This is a genomic window from Roseibium porphyridii (genome assembly GCF_026191725.2).
Lineage (GTDB): Bacteria > Pseudomonadota > Alphaproteobacteria > Rhizobiales > Stappiaceae > Roseibium > Roseibium porphyridii.
The window spans coordinates 4,632,038-4,648,271 of record NZ_CP120863.1 but is presented as its reverse complement, the minus strand read 5'-3'; the positions used below and the strand labels follow the sequence as shown (position 1 = coordinate 4,648,271).

Sequence of the window (16,234 nt, the reverse complement as noted above, 5' to 3'; positions counted from 1 at the left end):
GGAGTGTCCGGGCTTTTCACGAAAACTCAGATGGCTGCAGAATGTCGTGCCTTGCCCTCTGCAAGGTAAGCGTCGAAGGCGGCTGCCGCGAGCCTGACATAGGGGCGACCCGCATCCGTTACTTCGACCTTGGCATTATCGTTTGCTCCAAGATCCAGTCGAACAAGACCATCCCTTGCAAGGTCCTGAAGTGCGTCGATTGCGTCCGAAAGATCATGTGTCGACAGGCCGAATGCATTGCAGGCCGGCTTGAGATCGCAGGAATAGTTGGTCATCAACTCTTCAATGATGTGACCGCGCAGCCGGTCGTCGGCGGACAGTGCAAGTCCCTTCGACACCGGCAGCTTGCCGGCTTCAACATTGCGGCGCCAGTTGCCGACATCCGGCATGTTCTGAATGTATCCGTTCGACACCTTGCCGATGGAAGATACACCAAAGCCGATCAGTTGCTCGCCCTGGTCCGTTGTGTAACCCTGAAAATTCCGTTTGAGCGATCCATCCATCAGCGCGATAGCCATGCTGTCATCCGCTCGTGCGAAATGATCGAGTCCAATGGCAACATAACCGGCATTCAGCAGTTCGGCCCTCGCCAGATCTGCCAATTCGATCCGTTCAGCAGCTGTCGGCAGGGTGCCTTCGTCGATCAGCTTCTGGTGCTTGCGCATCCAGGGCACGTGGGCATAGCCGAACAGCGCGATGCGACCCGGCGCCAGCGCAAGAGTTTTTTCGACCGTATCAAGGATGGTTTCACTGGACTGGCCAGGCAGCCCATACATCAGATCGAAATTGAGGTCGTCTAGACCGGCCGCACGGAGATTCGCTGTCGCGCGCTCGACAACCTCAAAGGGTTGAACTCTGCCGATCGCTTTTTGCACATCCGGATCGAAATCTTGAACGCCAAGGCTGGTTCGATTGATGCCGATCGCTGCCAGGGTCTCCGCCAGACCGGCAGATACGAGACGCGGGTCCAGTTCGATTGCGTGTTCCACGTCGGGAGCGAAATTGAACATCACCCGCAACAATGCCGTCAGCTCCACAAGGCTTTCCCGTGGAAGCAAGCTCGGGGTTCCGCCGCCCCAATGTATGTGCCTGACAGGGCCGGCATTTTGCAGTTGAGCGCCGACAAGAGAAATTTCCTTGCCCAATGTCGTTGCATAGGCCTTCAGCGGCGCATCTTGACGGGTTGCTTTGGTGTGGCACCCGCAATAATGACAGAGCTCCCGGCAAAACGGTACATGCAGGTAAAGCGAGAGCGAGTCGGCCGGTGTGACCGCCTGGAGCCAATCTGAATAGGTCTCTGCCGACACGCCATCGTGAAAATGCGGCGCGGTCGGGTAGCTGGTGTAGCGCGGTACATTGCGCAGTGCGTAGGAAAGCGGATCTTTCATCATGGTTCATGTTTCTGATATTTCGCTGGCCCTTTCCTTGATCTTGCTCAAGCGTACGACTGAAGTCAGGCCTGACTTAGCAGGGAGGGGTGTTGTTTGACCGAAATGCCCACATCATCCAACCCAAATCGCCCCGATCAACCCGTCGCCGGCACCTACCGGCTCCACGGATCTCCAGACAGCGCCAATCTGGTTGTGCGCCTTGTGCTGGAGGAAATTAAAACGCCTTATCAATATGTTCCGGTCGACCGGCTCCGGTCTGAGCAGAACTCCGCAGCCTATTTGAAACTCAACCCGCAAGGTCTCATTCCGGTGTTGGAAGTGCCGGGGCAGGATGCCCCCTTATTTGAAACTGGCGCTATTCTCCTTCATCTCGTGGACGCACACGGACACCTCGGTCCGGCAGTCGATTCCTCGGAACGGGGACGGTTTTTGAAATGGCTTTTCTTCATTTCCAATACACTTCATTCCGAACTGCGCATTTCATTCAAGCCGTACAAATATGTTGCAGAAGGAAAAGCGGCCGATGACCTGTCGGACGGTCTCATTGGGCAAATTGCCCGGAGCTTCGAATTGCTGGATCGGGAAATCTCGGCAAGTGGTGGTCCCTATCTCATGGGGCAGGATCTGACCTGTCTGGATCTTTATGTAGCCTGCTGCGCGCGCTGGGCGCAGATCTATCGCAACGAGGGCAAATGGGCTCCACTCGGCACGCCAAACCTTAGAAGAATGATCGAGAAGCTGGAGGGACGTCCTGCAGTGAACCGCGCTTGCAGTCTCGAAGGTATCAGGGGTTTGCCCTTCAGCGAACCTAAGCCCGTGACTTTGCCCGGCACGACGGCCTAAGTCTCGTCATTTGGTCTTCTACCATTCAGGTTATGTTGATTGAAGCAATCAAGCATGCCAAAGCTGATGGACGGTTCTATAGGGTATCTTCCCTATCAGAAAACGGTTGCTCATGAATTCGATGTCTATCGAGTCGATCTTCGGCCGCGTTCTCCTCACGGTACTGGTTGCCGCACTCGGAGGAACTGCGTTTTATCTTATGGACCTTCCGGCCGCGTGGCTTTCCGGCGCGATGGTTTTTGTTGCGCTTGCAACGCTGGCCGGTGCGCCAACACTGCTGCCCGACAAACTTCGTGACACGCTCTTTGTCCTGATCGGCCTGTCAATGGGAGCCGGTGTCCGTCCCGATGTTCTTGAACGGATAGGAGAATGGCCGGTTTCCATGGCCTTGCTGGTTGTTGTCGTGGTCAGCGTGACGCTGGCCGGATATGTCGTGCTGCATTTTGGTGCGAAGTGGTCACGTGACACGGCTTTTTTCGGCGCTATTCCGGGCGCACTGAACTACGTGATTGCGTTGGCGACGGAGCGTGGTGCGGACTTGCCACGCATCGCATCCAGTCAGTCTCTCCGCCTTTTTGTGTTGGTCGCAATATTGCCCTTTGCCGTCGTGACATCGAATGGTGAGCCGACAGGGGAGGGAATGTCGGTCATTGTTTCCACCCCTCTGGAAATCCTTTTGGGTCTGCCATTGTGTCTGGCGGCCAGTTTTCTGGCCGTAAAGCTTCGGGTGCCCGGCGGTTGGATGACCGGTGCCTTTTTCATGAGCGGGGGGCTCAACGCAACCGGACTGCTAACCGTTGCCTTACCTGAGTTCGTTGTTCTTCCCTGCTTTGTCATGATGGGAGCGATGATCGGCTGCCGCTTCGCCAACATGACATTCCGTCAGTTCATGAGCGTGCTGGGCGCTTCGATCGCCGCGTTTTGCGCTGCTTTTCTAACGTCGATCGCCGGAGCGCTGCTTCTGTCGGAAATGGCCGGCATACCTTTTGGCCAAGCGCTTCTCGCCTATGCGCCCGGCGGACTTGAGGTCATGACACTGCTGGCGTTCATGCTCGATCTCGACCCGGCCTTTGTCGCTGCGCATCAGATTGTCCGCTTCACGAGCATGGTTCTCTTGCTGCCGCTGATAACCGTTCTTGTCCTGGGCAGGCGGCCGACCTGACGTTTCAAAGAAGCAAAGATTGAAATCGCAGCCTTGTCTGAAAAGAGTGTTCCAAGATTGCACGTCGCCCGACATGGCCAAGAAAAAAGGGCCGTTTTGCAACGGCCCTTTTGATTTGCGAAGCGATCAGTCTCAAGCAGCTGTGCGCAAACTGAGTTGCTCCAGCTGAAACTTGATATCGGCAATATGATCCAGCTTCAGCGGGAACTGAAGTGTGGTGCCTTGATCGTCCGTTACGGAGACCCGTGCCTGGACGGGCTCTTTCAGCCACTCCGTCTCAAACACGACGGGTGTTCCGGCCGGGCAATCGAGTTTGACGTCGATCAAGCAATTGGCTGAAGAGATGCGAACACATTTTGCGGTCATCTGGTTGTCGCCAACGCTCAGATTGGCAGCCCAGTCGACACTATAGATCCGATAGGTCTCGTCATCGGACCGGTTTCCGATCGCGCCGAGGAAAGTTTCGACCTCAGAGCCCAGAAGCACAGCTTCGTCATAGACAACGGAGCTTCCTCTTTTGACAAGAAGTGAGGAAGAGGCGCAGTTTTCAGCGTTGTCCCGCATGACCGATACGCTATCGCGCACCCTCATGGCATTGCTCGACACGGTTTCCATGCTCTGCGCAATTTCCGAAGTCGCGCTTTGCTGTTGCGAAACCGACGCCGCGATGCTGTTGGCAACTTCGCTGATTTCCTGAACAGTCTCGTAAATTTCGCTCATGTGCTGTTCGGCGCCCTGGGCAGTGCGCTGAACGGCACCAACCTGATTGCCGATTTCGCCTGTGGCGCGGGCGGTCTGTGCGGCGAGCTCCTTGACTTCGGAGGCAACCACCGCAAATCCCTTGCCCGCTTCACCTGCACGCGCCGCTTCAATCGTCGCATTCAGGGCCAGGAGGTTGGTCTGGTCAGCAATTTCGCGAATAAGATCAACAACGCTTGTGATCTGATCTGCTGCGCTGACGAGCTCGGCAAAATTCGAGCGGGTTTCTTCCGCCTTTCCGGACGCCTTCGTGGCGATTTCCGCCGAGTGGTCTGCGTTTCGCTGGATTTCCTGAATGGAGGAAATCAGTTCTTCGGCCGCGGAAGAAACGGTTGCGACCATTCCGGAAGTTTCCGAAGCATCCTGATCAAGTGTCAAAGCCTGAGACGTTGAATGATCTGCATTCTGGGTCAAGTCTTCGGCGGTCGTGGACATTTCGGTGGAGGATTCGGACATGCGTTTGAAGATGCCGCGGATGGTGTTGCCGAAGATGCCGACCATCTGGTCGAGCTCGTCCCTGCGCCGTTGCGAAGTTTCGCGATCTTTTTCCTGCTCTTCACGCATTCTGTGACGCTCAATCAGACCGTCCCGGAATACGATGACTGAACGGGTCATTTCTGCGACTTCGTCCTTGCCACGCGGTTCAGCAACAGGTGTGTCGAGCTTGTTTTCAGAAAGGTCATGCATGGTTCCCGAAAGCTGAACGATGGGGCGGCTGATCATGCGACCGAGAACAACGGCGGCTGAAAGGCCCAGCACCAGTCCAATCAACGTTCCTGCAATCGAAAACAGAATTGCGCTGGATGTCTGCGCGTGAACCAGGTCTTCGATCTTGTGTTCGGCCTCGACTGCAAAGTTTTTGATCATTTCCAGATCATCGGTGATGATCTTCGCCTCAGACAGCATGACGTCCGTTTCAAGACGTTTGATGTCCCGATCAAGTGTACGGTAGTCGCTCAGAGCAGCAACGTAGACTTCAATCTGTTGAACAGCGTCGTCGACGAGTGCCTTGTCTTCACCTTTCAGCGCCGCCATGGAGTCGCTGGTTAGATCTTTCTTCACACGCTCGATTTCTGCGAGGGCATAGTCCAGTTCGCTTTCATCGTGTGAATAGACATATCGGTTGGCATGATCGCGGGCGATCAGCAGGTGAACGGTGGCATCCGTGACGAGATCAAGTGTCTCGCTCGGGGTCCCGCTTGCGAGCTCGCCTTCCAGTTTGTGTTTGAAGACGGTCAAGATTTCCGACTGAAGCTTGTCTCCAGTTTTGTGGAGCTGTGTGTCCACGATAACGAGCTGCTGTTCACGCTCCTCGGCGAGTTTCTGAAAGTTTTCCCAATAGATCTCGATATGCTTTTTCGCATCCTTGAGGCGCTCAACCTCTTCCGGAACATGCAATTTCTTGAGCTTTTCCTCGATCAGTTGAGCGAGTTGCGAGTGTGCAGTGTCAACCCTGTCCAGGTTCTCATGTGTCGGATTGGTGACGTAATTTAACGCCGAGATTTCCATCTCTGAAAACCCTTGCGTGATGTCCGCGGCGGCAGCAAGCGCATTGCCATGCTCTGAGAATTCGGAGAATTCATGATCGAGCGTTTGGAACATCAAGGCGGACTTTCCACCGAGAAAGAGCATCACAACGAGTAATGCGCCGAAGGCAAGCAGAAGCTTCTGCGTAAGCCGCATATTGTAAAACCAGGCCACGATTACCCCTCCGAAAGCGTGGTTGAATGTCTAGATCAGCTCGAGGTGAGATCGCGCACTGTGTCGATCAGAACTTCGTTTGTGAAAGGCTTCTTCAGAACTGCGTCGGCCTGCGAAGACGGAAGATGAAGTGCTTCCTTTGCAGGAATGCCTGCGCCCCCGCCTGACATGGCGACCACTTTCGGCCCTGCCGGTGCAGACTTGAGCGCAAACACGACATCTGTGCCGTCTGTTGCGGGCATCATGATATCCGTGATCACGAGGTCGAATGTCCGGCTTGAAGCGATCTCGAGACCTTTTTGACCGTCCTCGGCCTCGACAACTTCATGCCCAGCTTTACGCAAGGTAGCCGCAATCGCGTGGCGAACCGGCTGCATATCGTCAATCAGCAGAATTTGACACACGGTATTCCCCTCCAAGTACTACCTAGAAACAACCTTACGTAATGTTGGGCAGATCTAAAGTAAACATACAACCATATCCACGTCCGTCTGGTTGTATTAAGCCCTCACTAAGATGAATTATTCCACCAATATTATTAATAATTTGCAAAGCGACAGGAAGGCCAAGTCCGGAACTATTTTTACTTAGACTTTTTGAGTAAAATGGTTTGAATATTTTATCCCTATCAGACTTTTCGATGCCTGGCCCATTATCGGAAATGGAAATCTGGAGTCTGGTGTTTTCAGTTTTCTTGAGTTCTATACGTATTATCCCTAGATGCTTTGTCGCTTGGGACGCGTTGGTGATGATATTGATTAATACTTGTGCAAACAGAGTTTCATTGATGGGTATAGCCAGATCTGCTGGAACGTTCCGAAAGTCGGACTGAATACTGACAGTTGTCGGCAACATGAGCTGCACCAGTGAGATTGTACGGACCAGCGCGTCAGGAAGCTGAGTCGAATCGGCACTGTCTTGAAATTCCCCGCGTGAGAGCCCGAGCAGATTGTTTGAGAGGTCTGCAGCCTGGTGCGCGCTATAACGTGCCATATCCAGGTCAGCCCTGATCGTGGGGTCGGGGATGTCAGGCAAATGAAGAGAAATCAGGCTCTCTATGGGATGCAGCAGATTGTTCAATTGATGGGCGAGTGCGCCTGACGCAGTCCCAAGCGTTTCTAGCCGGTTCTGTGTCTTTTCGCTTTCTTCTCTAAGTCGTTCCTGGGTGATGTCGCGCTGAATGCCCAAATAGGCGGAAAGTTGTTCGGATTTGTCGAAGATAGGTGCCATGCGCAACGCATTCAGGAATGGCTCCCCGTCTTTCCTGTAATTCAGCAGAACGATGTCGATTGGTTTCTGCTCTTCGATGGCCTTTCGAATTCTGGCAACGTCATCCCTGTTGGTATTCTCGCCCTGAAGAAACCTGCAGTTCCGTCCAAGTGCTTCGTCTGAGCCATAGCCGGTTGTCTGCGTAAATGCCGGGTTCACATAGGTGAGTGGCAGATCGGGCTGGGTTACATCTGAAACGCTGATGGTGTCTGGCGAACCTTCAAGGATCGACTTTAGGAGATCCGGGGCTCCTTTGATCAGGTGCCCCAGGGCTGCGTATCCGTCGTTGCTAGAGTCCGGCATATCCGTGTTGCCCCCGATGCACTGAAGAACTTGCAACGCAAAGGGTATTCACAGACTGGACAAAACGGAAGGCACTTGATGGTTCAAGTCCACGGTCTGGATTACGTCAGCACATAGTGCAAAGCTCCGAAACTGCCACGCCATTCCGCCACCCGCCCGGCCATTGCTTTCGGATCGTTTGATCGCAGAGCCTCGGCTATCAGGTGCGCCAGCTGCGGCATATGGGTATCGTCCATGCCCCAGCGCACCAGTTCGGGTGTGCCGATTCTCAGGCCGTTCATGTCACCGGCAACATTCGCGACAGGCAATCCGATGCCGCACGCCAGAAAGCCGGCCTTGCGAAGTTTCTTGGATGCAGTCTGCCCGCCACCAAAAGGAGCCGCCTCAAGTGCGAATTGATGTGACGCGGTAAAGCCATTGCCGGTCTTGAAGACCGGCATGCCTTCTTCGGCAAGCGCTGCGGCAAGCGCCTGCGCGGTGTCCGTCACTTTCCGGGCATAGGCAGTCCCGAATTCGCGCCAGTCCAGCAATGTAATCGCCAGCGCTGCAGACTTTGCCACGTCGAAATTGGCCGTCATGCCCGGGAACGCGATTGCATCAAGCCTCTGAGCCAGGTCCGCCTCGTTCGTGACGATCAGTCCACCGGCAGGGCCACCAAGGCTTTTGTAGGTGCTCATAGTCATGAGGTGAGCCCCTTCAGAAAGCGGATCGGCAAATACACCACCGGCAATCATTCCACATTGATGTGCTGCATCGAACAGGACCAGGGCACCGACTTCGTCTGCTATCTCCCGAATGTCCGCAACGGGATGTGGAAAGAGGTTCAGGCTCATCCCGATGGTAATGAGGTTCGGTTGCTTTTCCCGGGCAAGCTGCCTCAAACCGTCAATGTCGATTGTGTAGCCGTCTGCATCAACCGGGGCTGTATGAATTTCGAGACCGTAGAGACCGGCGCATCCCGGTTGGTGGTGGGTCACGTGGCCACCGACCGATGCCGGTGGAGCGATAATGACATCGCCCGGACGCGTGGTGGCCATGAAGGCGTAAAGATTGGCCATGGCCCCGGAAGCGACGCGGATTTCGGCATGGCTCGATCTGAAAACTTCGCAGGCCAGTGCGCTAGCCAGCACCTCTATCTCTTCTATTGCTTCAAGACCCATCTCATATTTGTCACCTGGATATCCAAGCGACGGCCTGGAACCGAGACCGCTTGCCAACAGAGCTTCGGCCCGTGGGTTCATGACATTGGTTGCAGGATTGAGATTGAAACAATCCTTTTCGTGGATTGTCCGGTTTTCGTCGGCCAAGTTTTCGATGCGTGAGACGATTTGCTGCGAAGTCAGTTTCCTGGAAGCGTCCGTGATCCCGTCGATCCGTGAAACGACTTCTTCGGGCAACCAGGGATGTGTGTCACGTGCACTCATGTCTCAACTCCAGTTTCTCGTCTCTATCAGATTGCATCGAGACCTTGCTTTTAAACAAACTAGATTTTAGAAATTTAAGGGCTAGAAAAAATAGGCCTTAGACTATGTCAGTTGCCCCTCCGGTGCCCCGGCTGCCGTCTCTCAACGCGTTGCGGGCGTTCGAAGCTTCCGCAAGGTTGGGCGGGTTCTCCCAGGCAGCACAAGAACTGAATGTGTTGCCGGGAGCCGTTGCGGCCCTGGTCAAGAAATTGGAAGAAGATATCGGGGCACCGCTTTTTGAGCGCCGTGCACGGGGCGTGCGTTTGACACCGCTTGGCGAAAGAGCACTACCCGGTTTTGTCGCCGTTTTTGACAGTCTGGGTCAGACCGTACGTGACCTTCGACGAGAAGCAGCGCCGCGTAAGGTTCACATCGCCGCATTGCCGGCGCTCGCGGAACTCTGGTTGGCACCCCGTCTCCCCGCGGTCCGGGCGAAGCACCCGGACATGGATATTTCCGTGACGGCTCTGGAGGTTCCGCCGAACCTCAAGCGTGTTCCGTTCGATTTATGCCTTTTTTATGCGGACGCGTCAGACCGTGGGGCAACTGTCATTTCGTCAGATGAGCTGCTGCCTGTGTGCACTCCGGAAATTGCCGCGACGCTTAAGTCACCCATGGATCTCGACAAAGTCACTTGCCTGACTGACAGCGCCTGGTCGGATGACTGGCGCATCTGGGCATCTCGTTCTGTAAACGGTTGGGAGTTTGTTCCCAAAGGCCCCGTCTATTCGCTCTACTCCCTCGCTGTTCAGGAAGCTCTCAGCGGTGCCGGCGTTCTGATGGCGCACAGGAGCTTGATTGAGGAACACTTGCGTTCAGGTGATCTGGTGGCTCCGTTTGCAATGTCGGTGCGCCTTGAGAGACCGATGAGCCTGTGGAGCCTTCCGGGAGGGCGAGGCAACAAGGCGGTCGACGATGTCACGCTGGAATTGAAGAGACTGGCAACGCTGAACGATTAAACAAGACCGAACGACGACAGCTGATCACGATTTGCCGCGAACTTTGCCCCCACGCCACAAAATGAACAGTCCCGAACCGACAATGATGCCGCAACCGATCAGCATTTGCGTATCGACTGTTTCTCCAAACCAGACAACACCCAGTAAGACACCGAATAAAAGCCTGGAATAGCGGAAGGGTGCGACCGTGGCGATTTCACCCGTCCGCATCGCCTTCATCAATGCCGTATAGGCAAAGATGCCGAAAAACACGGCGGCCAGAAGGGCGAAAATACTGTTAGGGGGAGGTGCGACAAATACCGGTTGTTCCCAAAGACCAAACAGGAGCCCCGCGATCAGTATGGTCACGAAGCCGTAAAACCCGAGCACATTTGTGCTGAGCGACGCAGGTGCAGCCCGGCTGGCCAGGTCACGTCCGGAAAAGCCGAGCATTCCAATGACAGCAAGAAGCGACAGGGGGGTAAACGATCCGCTGTCAGGTTTCAAAACGATAATGACGCCGACAAGGCCGACGAGAATGGCCGTCCAGCGGCGCCAGCCAACCTTCTCGCCGAAGAAAAGGGCTGCGCCCAACACCACAAAAATTGGCGTCGCCTGCAGAATGACGGTTGTGGCCGAGAGCGGAGTGAGGGCAAGAGCGAGAATATAAAACAATCGTCCGACAAGCTCAAAACCGAACCGCACCTGCATTACCGGCGATATGACTTCGCGCCTGAATACGTGCTCGCGATTAAAGGCCGCCAGCGCCCAGAAAGCCAATGCCCCGCCGAGGCCAAACAAGACAAGAATTTCGCTGACAGGAAGCTGAAGCGCAGCCTGCTTTACAAAAGCATCCTCCAGTGCGAACGCCGCCATGGCGGCGATCATCCAGAGGCTGCCGGCAAGATTCGGCGGCAAGGGCGTTCTGTTCTCGTGCATCGACGGCAAGAAGCATGTCCTGGTTTGGCGGTGTCGGCGGCACTTTAACCAGCACCGACGTGAGGAAGGGCAGTGACGAAGTAGCACAGCTTCCTGGTGCGCGCGCTGAAAATTCGTGTTTCAGGGACGAAAGTGGTCGGCAGTTCCTGATTGGAAAGAGGGCAAATTATTGCGCTTTGCGGGGCCCGGACCAGGAGCTGCGACATTGTGCCGGTCAGGTGCGACAACCTGCACTCAACCTTTTGTCTAGAGGGACTGTATGACCCCATTGATATGAATCAACGCGGCTCGGGAAAGTCGTGTGCATGGTCGTGCCATCGTTGGCACCTTGTATGGATTCTAAGGACTGGGGCGCTGAAATGGCACAAAATAAGGCCAAAATGATCTCGCTCGAGGAAGGCGGTTTTGCGATCTTCCTCGTGGTGCTTGCTTTTGTCTGCTTGATCGTAGCGGGCAAGACATTTGATCAGGTCATGGCATTTCACGCTGGCATCGGCACTTTGTTTGCCGCTGTGGGCGTGTTTTTTATCTTCAAGAACTACTTCGACGACGGCGGGGAACCGATCCCGGCTGAAATCGACGGAAAACCGAACTACAACATGGGACCGGTCAAATTCGGGACCATCGCAGCAATGTTCTGGGGACTGGCCGGCTTTACGGTCGGGCTCGTGATCGCGTTGCAGCTGGCATGGCCAGCGCTGAATTTCGACCTTCCCTGGACCAATTTCGGGCGCTTGCGTCCCTTGCACACCTCAGCCGTGATTTTCGCCTTTGGCGGCAACGTGCTGCTGGCCACGTCAATGTATGTGGTGCAAAGGACCAGCCGGGCTCGCATGCCGGGCAGGATCCTGCCCTGGTTCGTTATTCTCGGCTACAACGCTTTCATCGTTATTGCCGGCACTGGATACCTTCTGGGCGTGACCCAGAGTAAGGAATATGCGGAACCGGAATGGTATGCCGATCTGTGGCTGACCATTGTCTGGGTCTTCTATCTGTTCCTGTTCCTCGGCACGCTCTGGAAGCGCAAAGAGCCGCATATCTATGTGGCCAACTGGTTCTATCTGGCGTTCATCGTCACGATTGCCATGCTTCACATCACCAACAACCTGACGATACCGGTGTCGATCTATTCGACAAAGTCCTACATCGTCTGGTCGGGTGTACAGGATGCAATGGTTCAATGGTGGTACGGCCACAACGCGGTCGGGTTCTTCCTGACAGCCGGCTTCCTGGCCATCATGTACTACTTCATTCCGAAGCAGGCTGACCGGCCGGTCTATTCTTACCGCCTGTCGATCGTCCACTTCTGGGCGCTGATCTTCCTCTACATCTGGGCTGGTCCGCACCACCTGCACTACACGGCTCTGCCGCAATGGGCATCGACCCTGGGTGCAACCTTCTCCATCATCCTGTGGATGCCGTCCTGGGGTGGCATGATCAACGGTCTGATGACCCTGTCGGGTGCCTGGGACAAGCTGAGAACCGATCCGGTTCTGCGTATGATGGTTGTCTCGGTTGCATTCTACGGCATGTCGACCTTTGAAGGTCCGTTGATGAGCCTGCGCTCGGTCAATTCACTGTCGCATTACACCGACTGGACCATTGGCCACGTGCATTCCGGTGCTCTCGGCTGGGTGGGTTACATCTCCTTCGGCGCGATTTACTGCCTCGTTCCCTGGCTGTGGAACAAGAAGCAGCTCTATTCGCTGAAGCTGGTGAACTGGCACTTCTGGCTGTCGACGCTCGGTATCGTTCTCTACATCACCGCGATGTGGGTGTCCGGTATCATGCAGGGCCTGATGTGGCGGGCATATGACAGCCTCGGCTTCCTTGAATACTCGTTCGTGGAAACCGTGGAAGCAATGCATCCGTTCTACATCATCCGTGCTCTCGGTGGTGCGCTGTTCGTGCTCGGCGCCGTGATCATGGCCTACAATCTCTGGATGACCGTCCGTCATGGCGAGGCTGAAGAAGCCGACGCTGCGCCGGCTGGCTCCCTGGCTCCGGCCGAATAAGGGAGGGACAAAAATGTCTGCATGGAAAAAACACGAAGTCTTTGAGAAGAACTCCTTTGTTCTGCTGATTGGCATTCTGGTGGCGGTCGCCATCGGCGGTCTGGTCGAGATTGCACCGCTCTTCTACCTGAAGAGCACAATCGAGAAGACAGTCGGAATGCGGCCCTATACGCCGCTCGAGCTCAAGGGGCGCGACATCTATATCCGTGAAGGGTGTTACCTTTGCCACTCGCAGATGGTGCGCCCGATGCGGGATGAAATGGAGCGCTACGGTCATTTCTCGCTGGCGGCGGAGTCAATGTATGACCATCCGTTCCAGTGGGGGTCCAAACGCACAGGCCCTGACCTTGCCCGCGTTGGCGGCAAGTATTCCGACGCCTGGCACACGGAGCACCTGATCAACCCACGGTCTCTGGTTCCTGCGTCAATCATGCCCGGCTACCCGTTCCTGGCGGAAAACAAGCTGGACACGCGTGACACTCAATCGGCCCTGACGGTCAACAGCATCGTTGGTGTGCCTTACACCGAAGAGCAGATTGAGAACGCAGCCAGCGATCTGATGGGACAGGCTCGGCCGGACACGGATGCAGCTTACGCATTCGAGGAGCGTTGGCCGACGGCTCAGATCCGCGACTTCGATGGCAATCCCGACGCCGTCACCGAGATGGACGCTCTCGTCGCCTATCTCCAGGTGCTCGGCACGATGGTGGACTTCTCCATCTACGACAACAAGGCAAACTCGAGGTAAGGGCGATGAACGAAACGTATACCGCTTTCGCAGGCTTCGCGCAGACCTGGGGCCTACTCTACTTCATGATCCTGTTTGGCATCGTCCTGGCCTATGCGTTGTGGCCAAAGAACCGCAAAAAGTTCGACGATGCAGCTCAGATCCCGTTTCGGGAGGATTGATTGATGGCTGACGCACACAACAAGGAAGTCGACCAGGTTTCCGGGGTCGAGACCACCGGCCACGAGTGGGATGGCCTGAAAGAACTGAACAATCCCTTGCCGAGATGGTGGCTGTATCTCTTTTACGTCACCATCGCCTGGGCGGTTGTTTACTGGATCCTCTATCCGGCTTGGCCGTTGGTATCCAGCTACACGAAAGGTGTCCTCGGCGCTAACCAGCGCATGGAAGCGATCGCCGCTTATGATCAAGGTATTGCCGATCGGTCCGAGTTTGCCGACAAGATTGTCGCCACCTCGCTACAGGACATTTCGGCTGATCAGGAGATGCTGCAATTTGCGTTGGCAAACGGTCAGGCTGCCTTCGGCGACAACTGTGCACCTTGCCACGGCAGTGGCGGTACCGGTGCTGAGGGCTATCCGAACCTTCAGGATGATACCTGGCTTTGGGGCGGTACGCTGGATGACATCCACACCACCTTGCTCCATGGCATCCGGACCACCAACGACGACACCCGCTTCGGTGACATGCCGGCCTACGGTCGCGACGAACTTCTGAGCAAGGACGAGATCAATCAGGTCTCGAACTTCGTTGCGTCCAAAGCCGGACTTGATACGGACGACGGTGTTGATCTGGCCGCTGGGCAGACACTCTACGAAGACAATTGCGCAGCGTGTCATGGCGACAACCTGGAAGGAATTCAGGAAGTCGGTGCACCGAGCTTGATGTCGGCCAATTACCTTTATGGCAAATCGCTTGATGCCATCAAGGCGCAGGTCACGAACCCAAGGAACGGCGTGATGCCGGCATGGTCGGATCGTCTCGATCCGGCGACCATCAAGTCGTTGACCGTTTACGTCCACTCCTTCGGTGGTGGTCAGTAAATCCGTCAGGCCGGACCTGTAATTCACAGGACTGATGCGACAAAAACGCCAGAAGGCCTGAATGATTTGATCCGGCGCAAAGTGTGACGCTTTGCGCCGGTTTATTTTGAGATCCGGATGCTAAAGATCATGAGCATCTGAAAGTTCAGATCCTATTGGGGCAGGATCGCGTTTAAGAGGACGGGCGGCATGTCTACGGACACCGAAACGCATGAAGGCTCGCAATCCGAAGAATGGTTTGCGTCAGCCAAAAAGATCTATCCCATGGCGACCCACGGTCTGTTTCGCAGAATCAAGTGGGCTCTGCTTTTCATTACTCTGGGCATCTACTACTTCCTGCCTTTCATTCGTTATGACAGGGGGCCGAACGCACCCGGCCAGGCTGTCCTGGTCGATATGGAGCATCGGCGGGCCTACTTTTTCTTCATCGAGATCTGGCCGCAGGAAGTCTACTACCTCACGGGCCTGCTCATCATCGCTGCAGTGACCCTGTTCTTGATGAACGCTGTTGCAGGCCGGATCTGGTGCGGCTATCTGTGTCCTCAGACGGTCTGGACGGATCTGTTCCTGTGGGTTGAGCGAAAGGTAGAGGGCGACCGGCGTGAGCGGATCGCGCTCGACAAACAGCCCTGGACCGCCGGAAAGGTTGGCAAAAGGGCTACAAAACATTTCTTCTGGCTGATGATCGCCTGGTGGACGGGTGGAGCCTGGGTTCTTTACTTCAACGATGCCCCGACGCTGGTCTGGCAGTTGCTGACGTTCCAGGCACCCATGATCGCCTATATCTGGATCGGGATCCTGACCACCACAACCTATCTGTTGGCAGGTTTTATGCGGGAACAGGTGTGCATTTATATGTGCCCCTGGCCACGTATTCAGGCTGCACTGACCGATGAAAAAGCGCTCAACGTTACCTATCGCTGGGACCGCGGTGAACCGCGCGGGTCCCTGAAGCAAAACAAGAAATTGGTTGATCAGGGGCTTCCGGCAGGTGATTGCATCGACTGCTACCAGTGTTTTCAGGTCTGCCCGACCGGGGTCGATATTCGCAAAGGCATGCAGCTAGATTGCATTCAGTGCGGTCTCTGTATCGACGCGTGCGACAACATCATGACGAAGATCGGAAAGCCTACGGGCCTGATCGCTTATGATACTGACGAAAACATTGAACGCCGGATCGAAGGCAAGGAGCCGGTCTACGAGATTGTCCGGGTCCGGACGGTTATTTACGCAGCAGTCATAGCACTGGTTGGCGCAATCATGCTGTTCGTGCTGCTCAACCGTGATTTTGCCGATATCAGCGTTCTGCACGACAGAAATCCGATCTTTGTGGAACAGTCCGACGGATCTGTGCGCAATGGTTATACGGTTCGTCTTTCGAACAAACGCCGCCACGAGCGCCACTTCATGCTTCATGTGGAGGGCATGCCGCCCGAAACGCTTGTTGAGGCTGTAGGTGTCGACGAAACCTTTGCCGGCCGGCCCTTCATCGAAGTTGGTCCGGACACCACACGGGAAGTTCGGATATTGGTGACATCGCCACCCTCTGAGGACATGCCTCATTCGACACCTGTCGTCTTTCGGATCACGGAAAGCGTGATGGGTGAGGTTGTGACCGCCAAAGACACGTTCAAAGCCCCGGGAAATCCTTGAGGAGATA

At 55.3% G+C, this 16,234-nt stretch carries 14 protein-coding genes; 8 read left to right on the top strand and 6 right to left on the bottom strand.

What is annotated here, in order from left to right:
• Window positions 1-26 precede the first annotated feature (26 nt).
• Complete coding sequence (gene hemN / locus K1718_RS21385; RefSeq protein ID WP_265680917.1) at window positions 27-1,391, bottom strand: oxygen-independent coproporphyrinogen III oxidase; 1,365 nt, start codon at window positions 1,389-1,391, stop codon at window positions 27-29.
• Window positions 1,392-1,493: 102 nt separating this feature from the next.
• Between hemN and K1718_RS21380 the strand changes: the two genes are divergently transcribed.
• Together K1718_RS21380 and K1718_RS21375 are read left to right on the top strand one after the other, a co-directional pair.
• The gene (locus tag K1718_RS21380; RefSeq protein WP_265682506.1) at window positions 1,494-2,234 is read left to right on the top strand and encodes a glutathione S-transferase family protein; all 741 of its coding nucleotides are present in this window, start codon (window positions 1,494-1,496) and stop codon (window positions 2,232-2,234) included.
• 112 nt (window positions 2,235-2,346) lie between these two features.
• Window positions 2,347-3,396 carry an AbrB family transcriptional regulator gene (locus tag K1718_RS21375; RefSeq protein WP_265680918.1) on the top strand — a complete coding sequence of 350 codons (1,050 nt, stop codon included), beginning with the start codon at window positions 2,347-2,349 and terminating at the stop codon, window positions 3,394-3,396.
• A 132-nt stretch (window positions 3,397-3,528) separates the two neighbouring features.
• On the opposite strand, the gene K1718_RS21370 is transcribed toward K1718_RS21375, so the two are convergent.
• From K1718_RS21370 to K1718_RS21355, 4 genes are all read right to left on the bottom strand, one after another.
• On the bottom strand, window positions 3,529-5,856 hold the full coding sequence (locus tag K1718_RS21370) for a methyl-accepting chemotaxis protein (protein WP_265680919.1): 2,328 nt from the start codon (window positions 5,854-5,856) through the stop codon (window positions 3,529-3,531).
• 35 nt (window positions 5,857-5,891) lie between these two features.
• A complete protein-coding gene (locus K1718_RS21365; protein WP_152502872.1) occupies window positions 5,892-6,260 on the bottom strand; it encodes a response regulator transcription factor in 369 nt (122 codons plus the stop codon).
• Between the two features lie 34 nt (window positions 6,261-6,294).
• A complete protein-coding gene (locus K1718_RS21360) occupies window positions 6,295-7,428 on the bottom strand; it encodes a two-component system sensor histidine kinase NtrB (RefSeq protein ID WP_152502871.1) in 1,134 nt (377 codons plus the stop codon).
• 101 nt (window positions 7,429-7,529) lie between these two features.
• Entirely contained in the window at window positions 7,530-8,852 is a 1,323-nt protein-coding gene (locus K1718_RS21355) for a serine hydroxymethyltransferase (RefSeq protein ID WP_265680920.1), read from the bottom strand.
• Window positions 8,853-8,956: 104 nt separating this feature from the next.
• On the opposite strand from K1718_RS21355, the gene K1718_RS21350 reads away from it, so the two are divergent.
• Window positions 8,957-9,850: a LysR family transcriptional regulator gene (locus K1718_RS21350; protein WP_265680921.1), complete on the top strand. Its 894-nt coding sequence runs from the start codon at window positions 8,957-8,959 to the stop codon at window positions 9,848-9,850.
• 24 nt (window positions 9,851-9,874) lie between these two features.
• Here the strand turns inward: K1718_RS21350 and K1718_RS21345 are convergent, their stop codons facing one another.
• On the bottom strand, window positions 9,875-10,768 hold the full coding sequence (locus tag K1718_RS21345; RefSeq protein ID WP_247649437.1) for a DMT family transporter: 894 nt from the start codon (window positions 10,766-10,768) through the stop codon (window positions 9,875-9,877).
• Window positions 10,769-11,127: 359 nt separating this feature from the next.
• On the opposite strand from K1718_RS21345, the gene ccoN reads away from it, so the two are divergent.
• The 5 genes from ccoN (at window position 11,128) to ccoG (ending at window position 16,227) form a co-directional block, all read left to right on the top strand.
• Window positions 11,128-12,783, top strand: a complete 1,656-nt coding sequence (gene ccoN, locus K1718_RS21340; protein WP_152502868.1) for a cytochrome-c oxidase, cbb3-type subunit I — start codon at window positions 11,128-11,130, stop codon at window positions 12,781-12,783.
• 13 nt (window positions 12,784-12,796) lie between these two features.
• Window positions 12,797-13,531 (top strand): cytochrome-c oxidase, cbb3-type subunit II, encoded by a 735-nt coding sequence (gene ccoO, locus K1718_RS21335; RefSeq protein ID WP_152502867.1) that lies wholly within the window; start codon window positions 12,797-12,799, stop codon window positions 13,529-13,531.
• Between the two features lie 5 nt (window positions 13,532-13,536).
• The gene (locus K1718_RS21330) at window positions 13,537-13,692 is read left to right on the top strand and encodes a cbb3-type cytochrome c oxidase subunit 3 (RefSeq protein ID WP_152502866.1); all 156 of its coding nucleotides are present in this window, start codon (window positions 13,537-13,539) and stop codon (window positions 13,690-13,692) included.
• A 3-nt stretch (window positions 13,693-13,695) separates the two neighbouring features.
• Window positions 13,696-14,574 (top strand): cytochrome-c oxidase, cbb3-type subunit III, encoded by an 879-nt coding sequence (gene ccoP, locus K1718_RS21325; protein ID WP_265680922.1) that lies wholly within the window; start codon window positions 13,696-13,698, stop codon window positions 14,572-14,574.
• Window positions 14,575-14,763: 189 nt separating this feature from the next.
• A complete protein-coding gene (gene ccoG, locus K1718_RS21320) occupies window positions 14,764-16,227 on the top strand; it encodes a cytochrome c oxidase accessory protein CcoG (protein WP_265680923.1) in 1,464 nt (487 codons plus the stop codon).
• The last annotated feature ends 7 nt before the right edge of the window (window positions 16,228-16,234 follow it).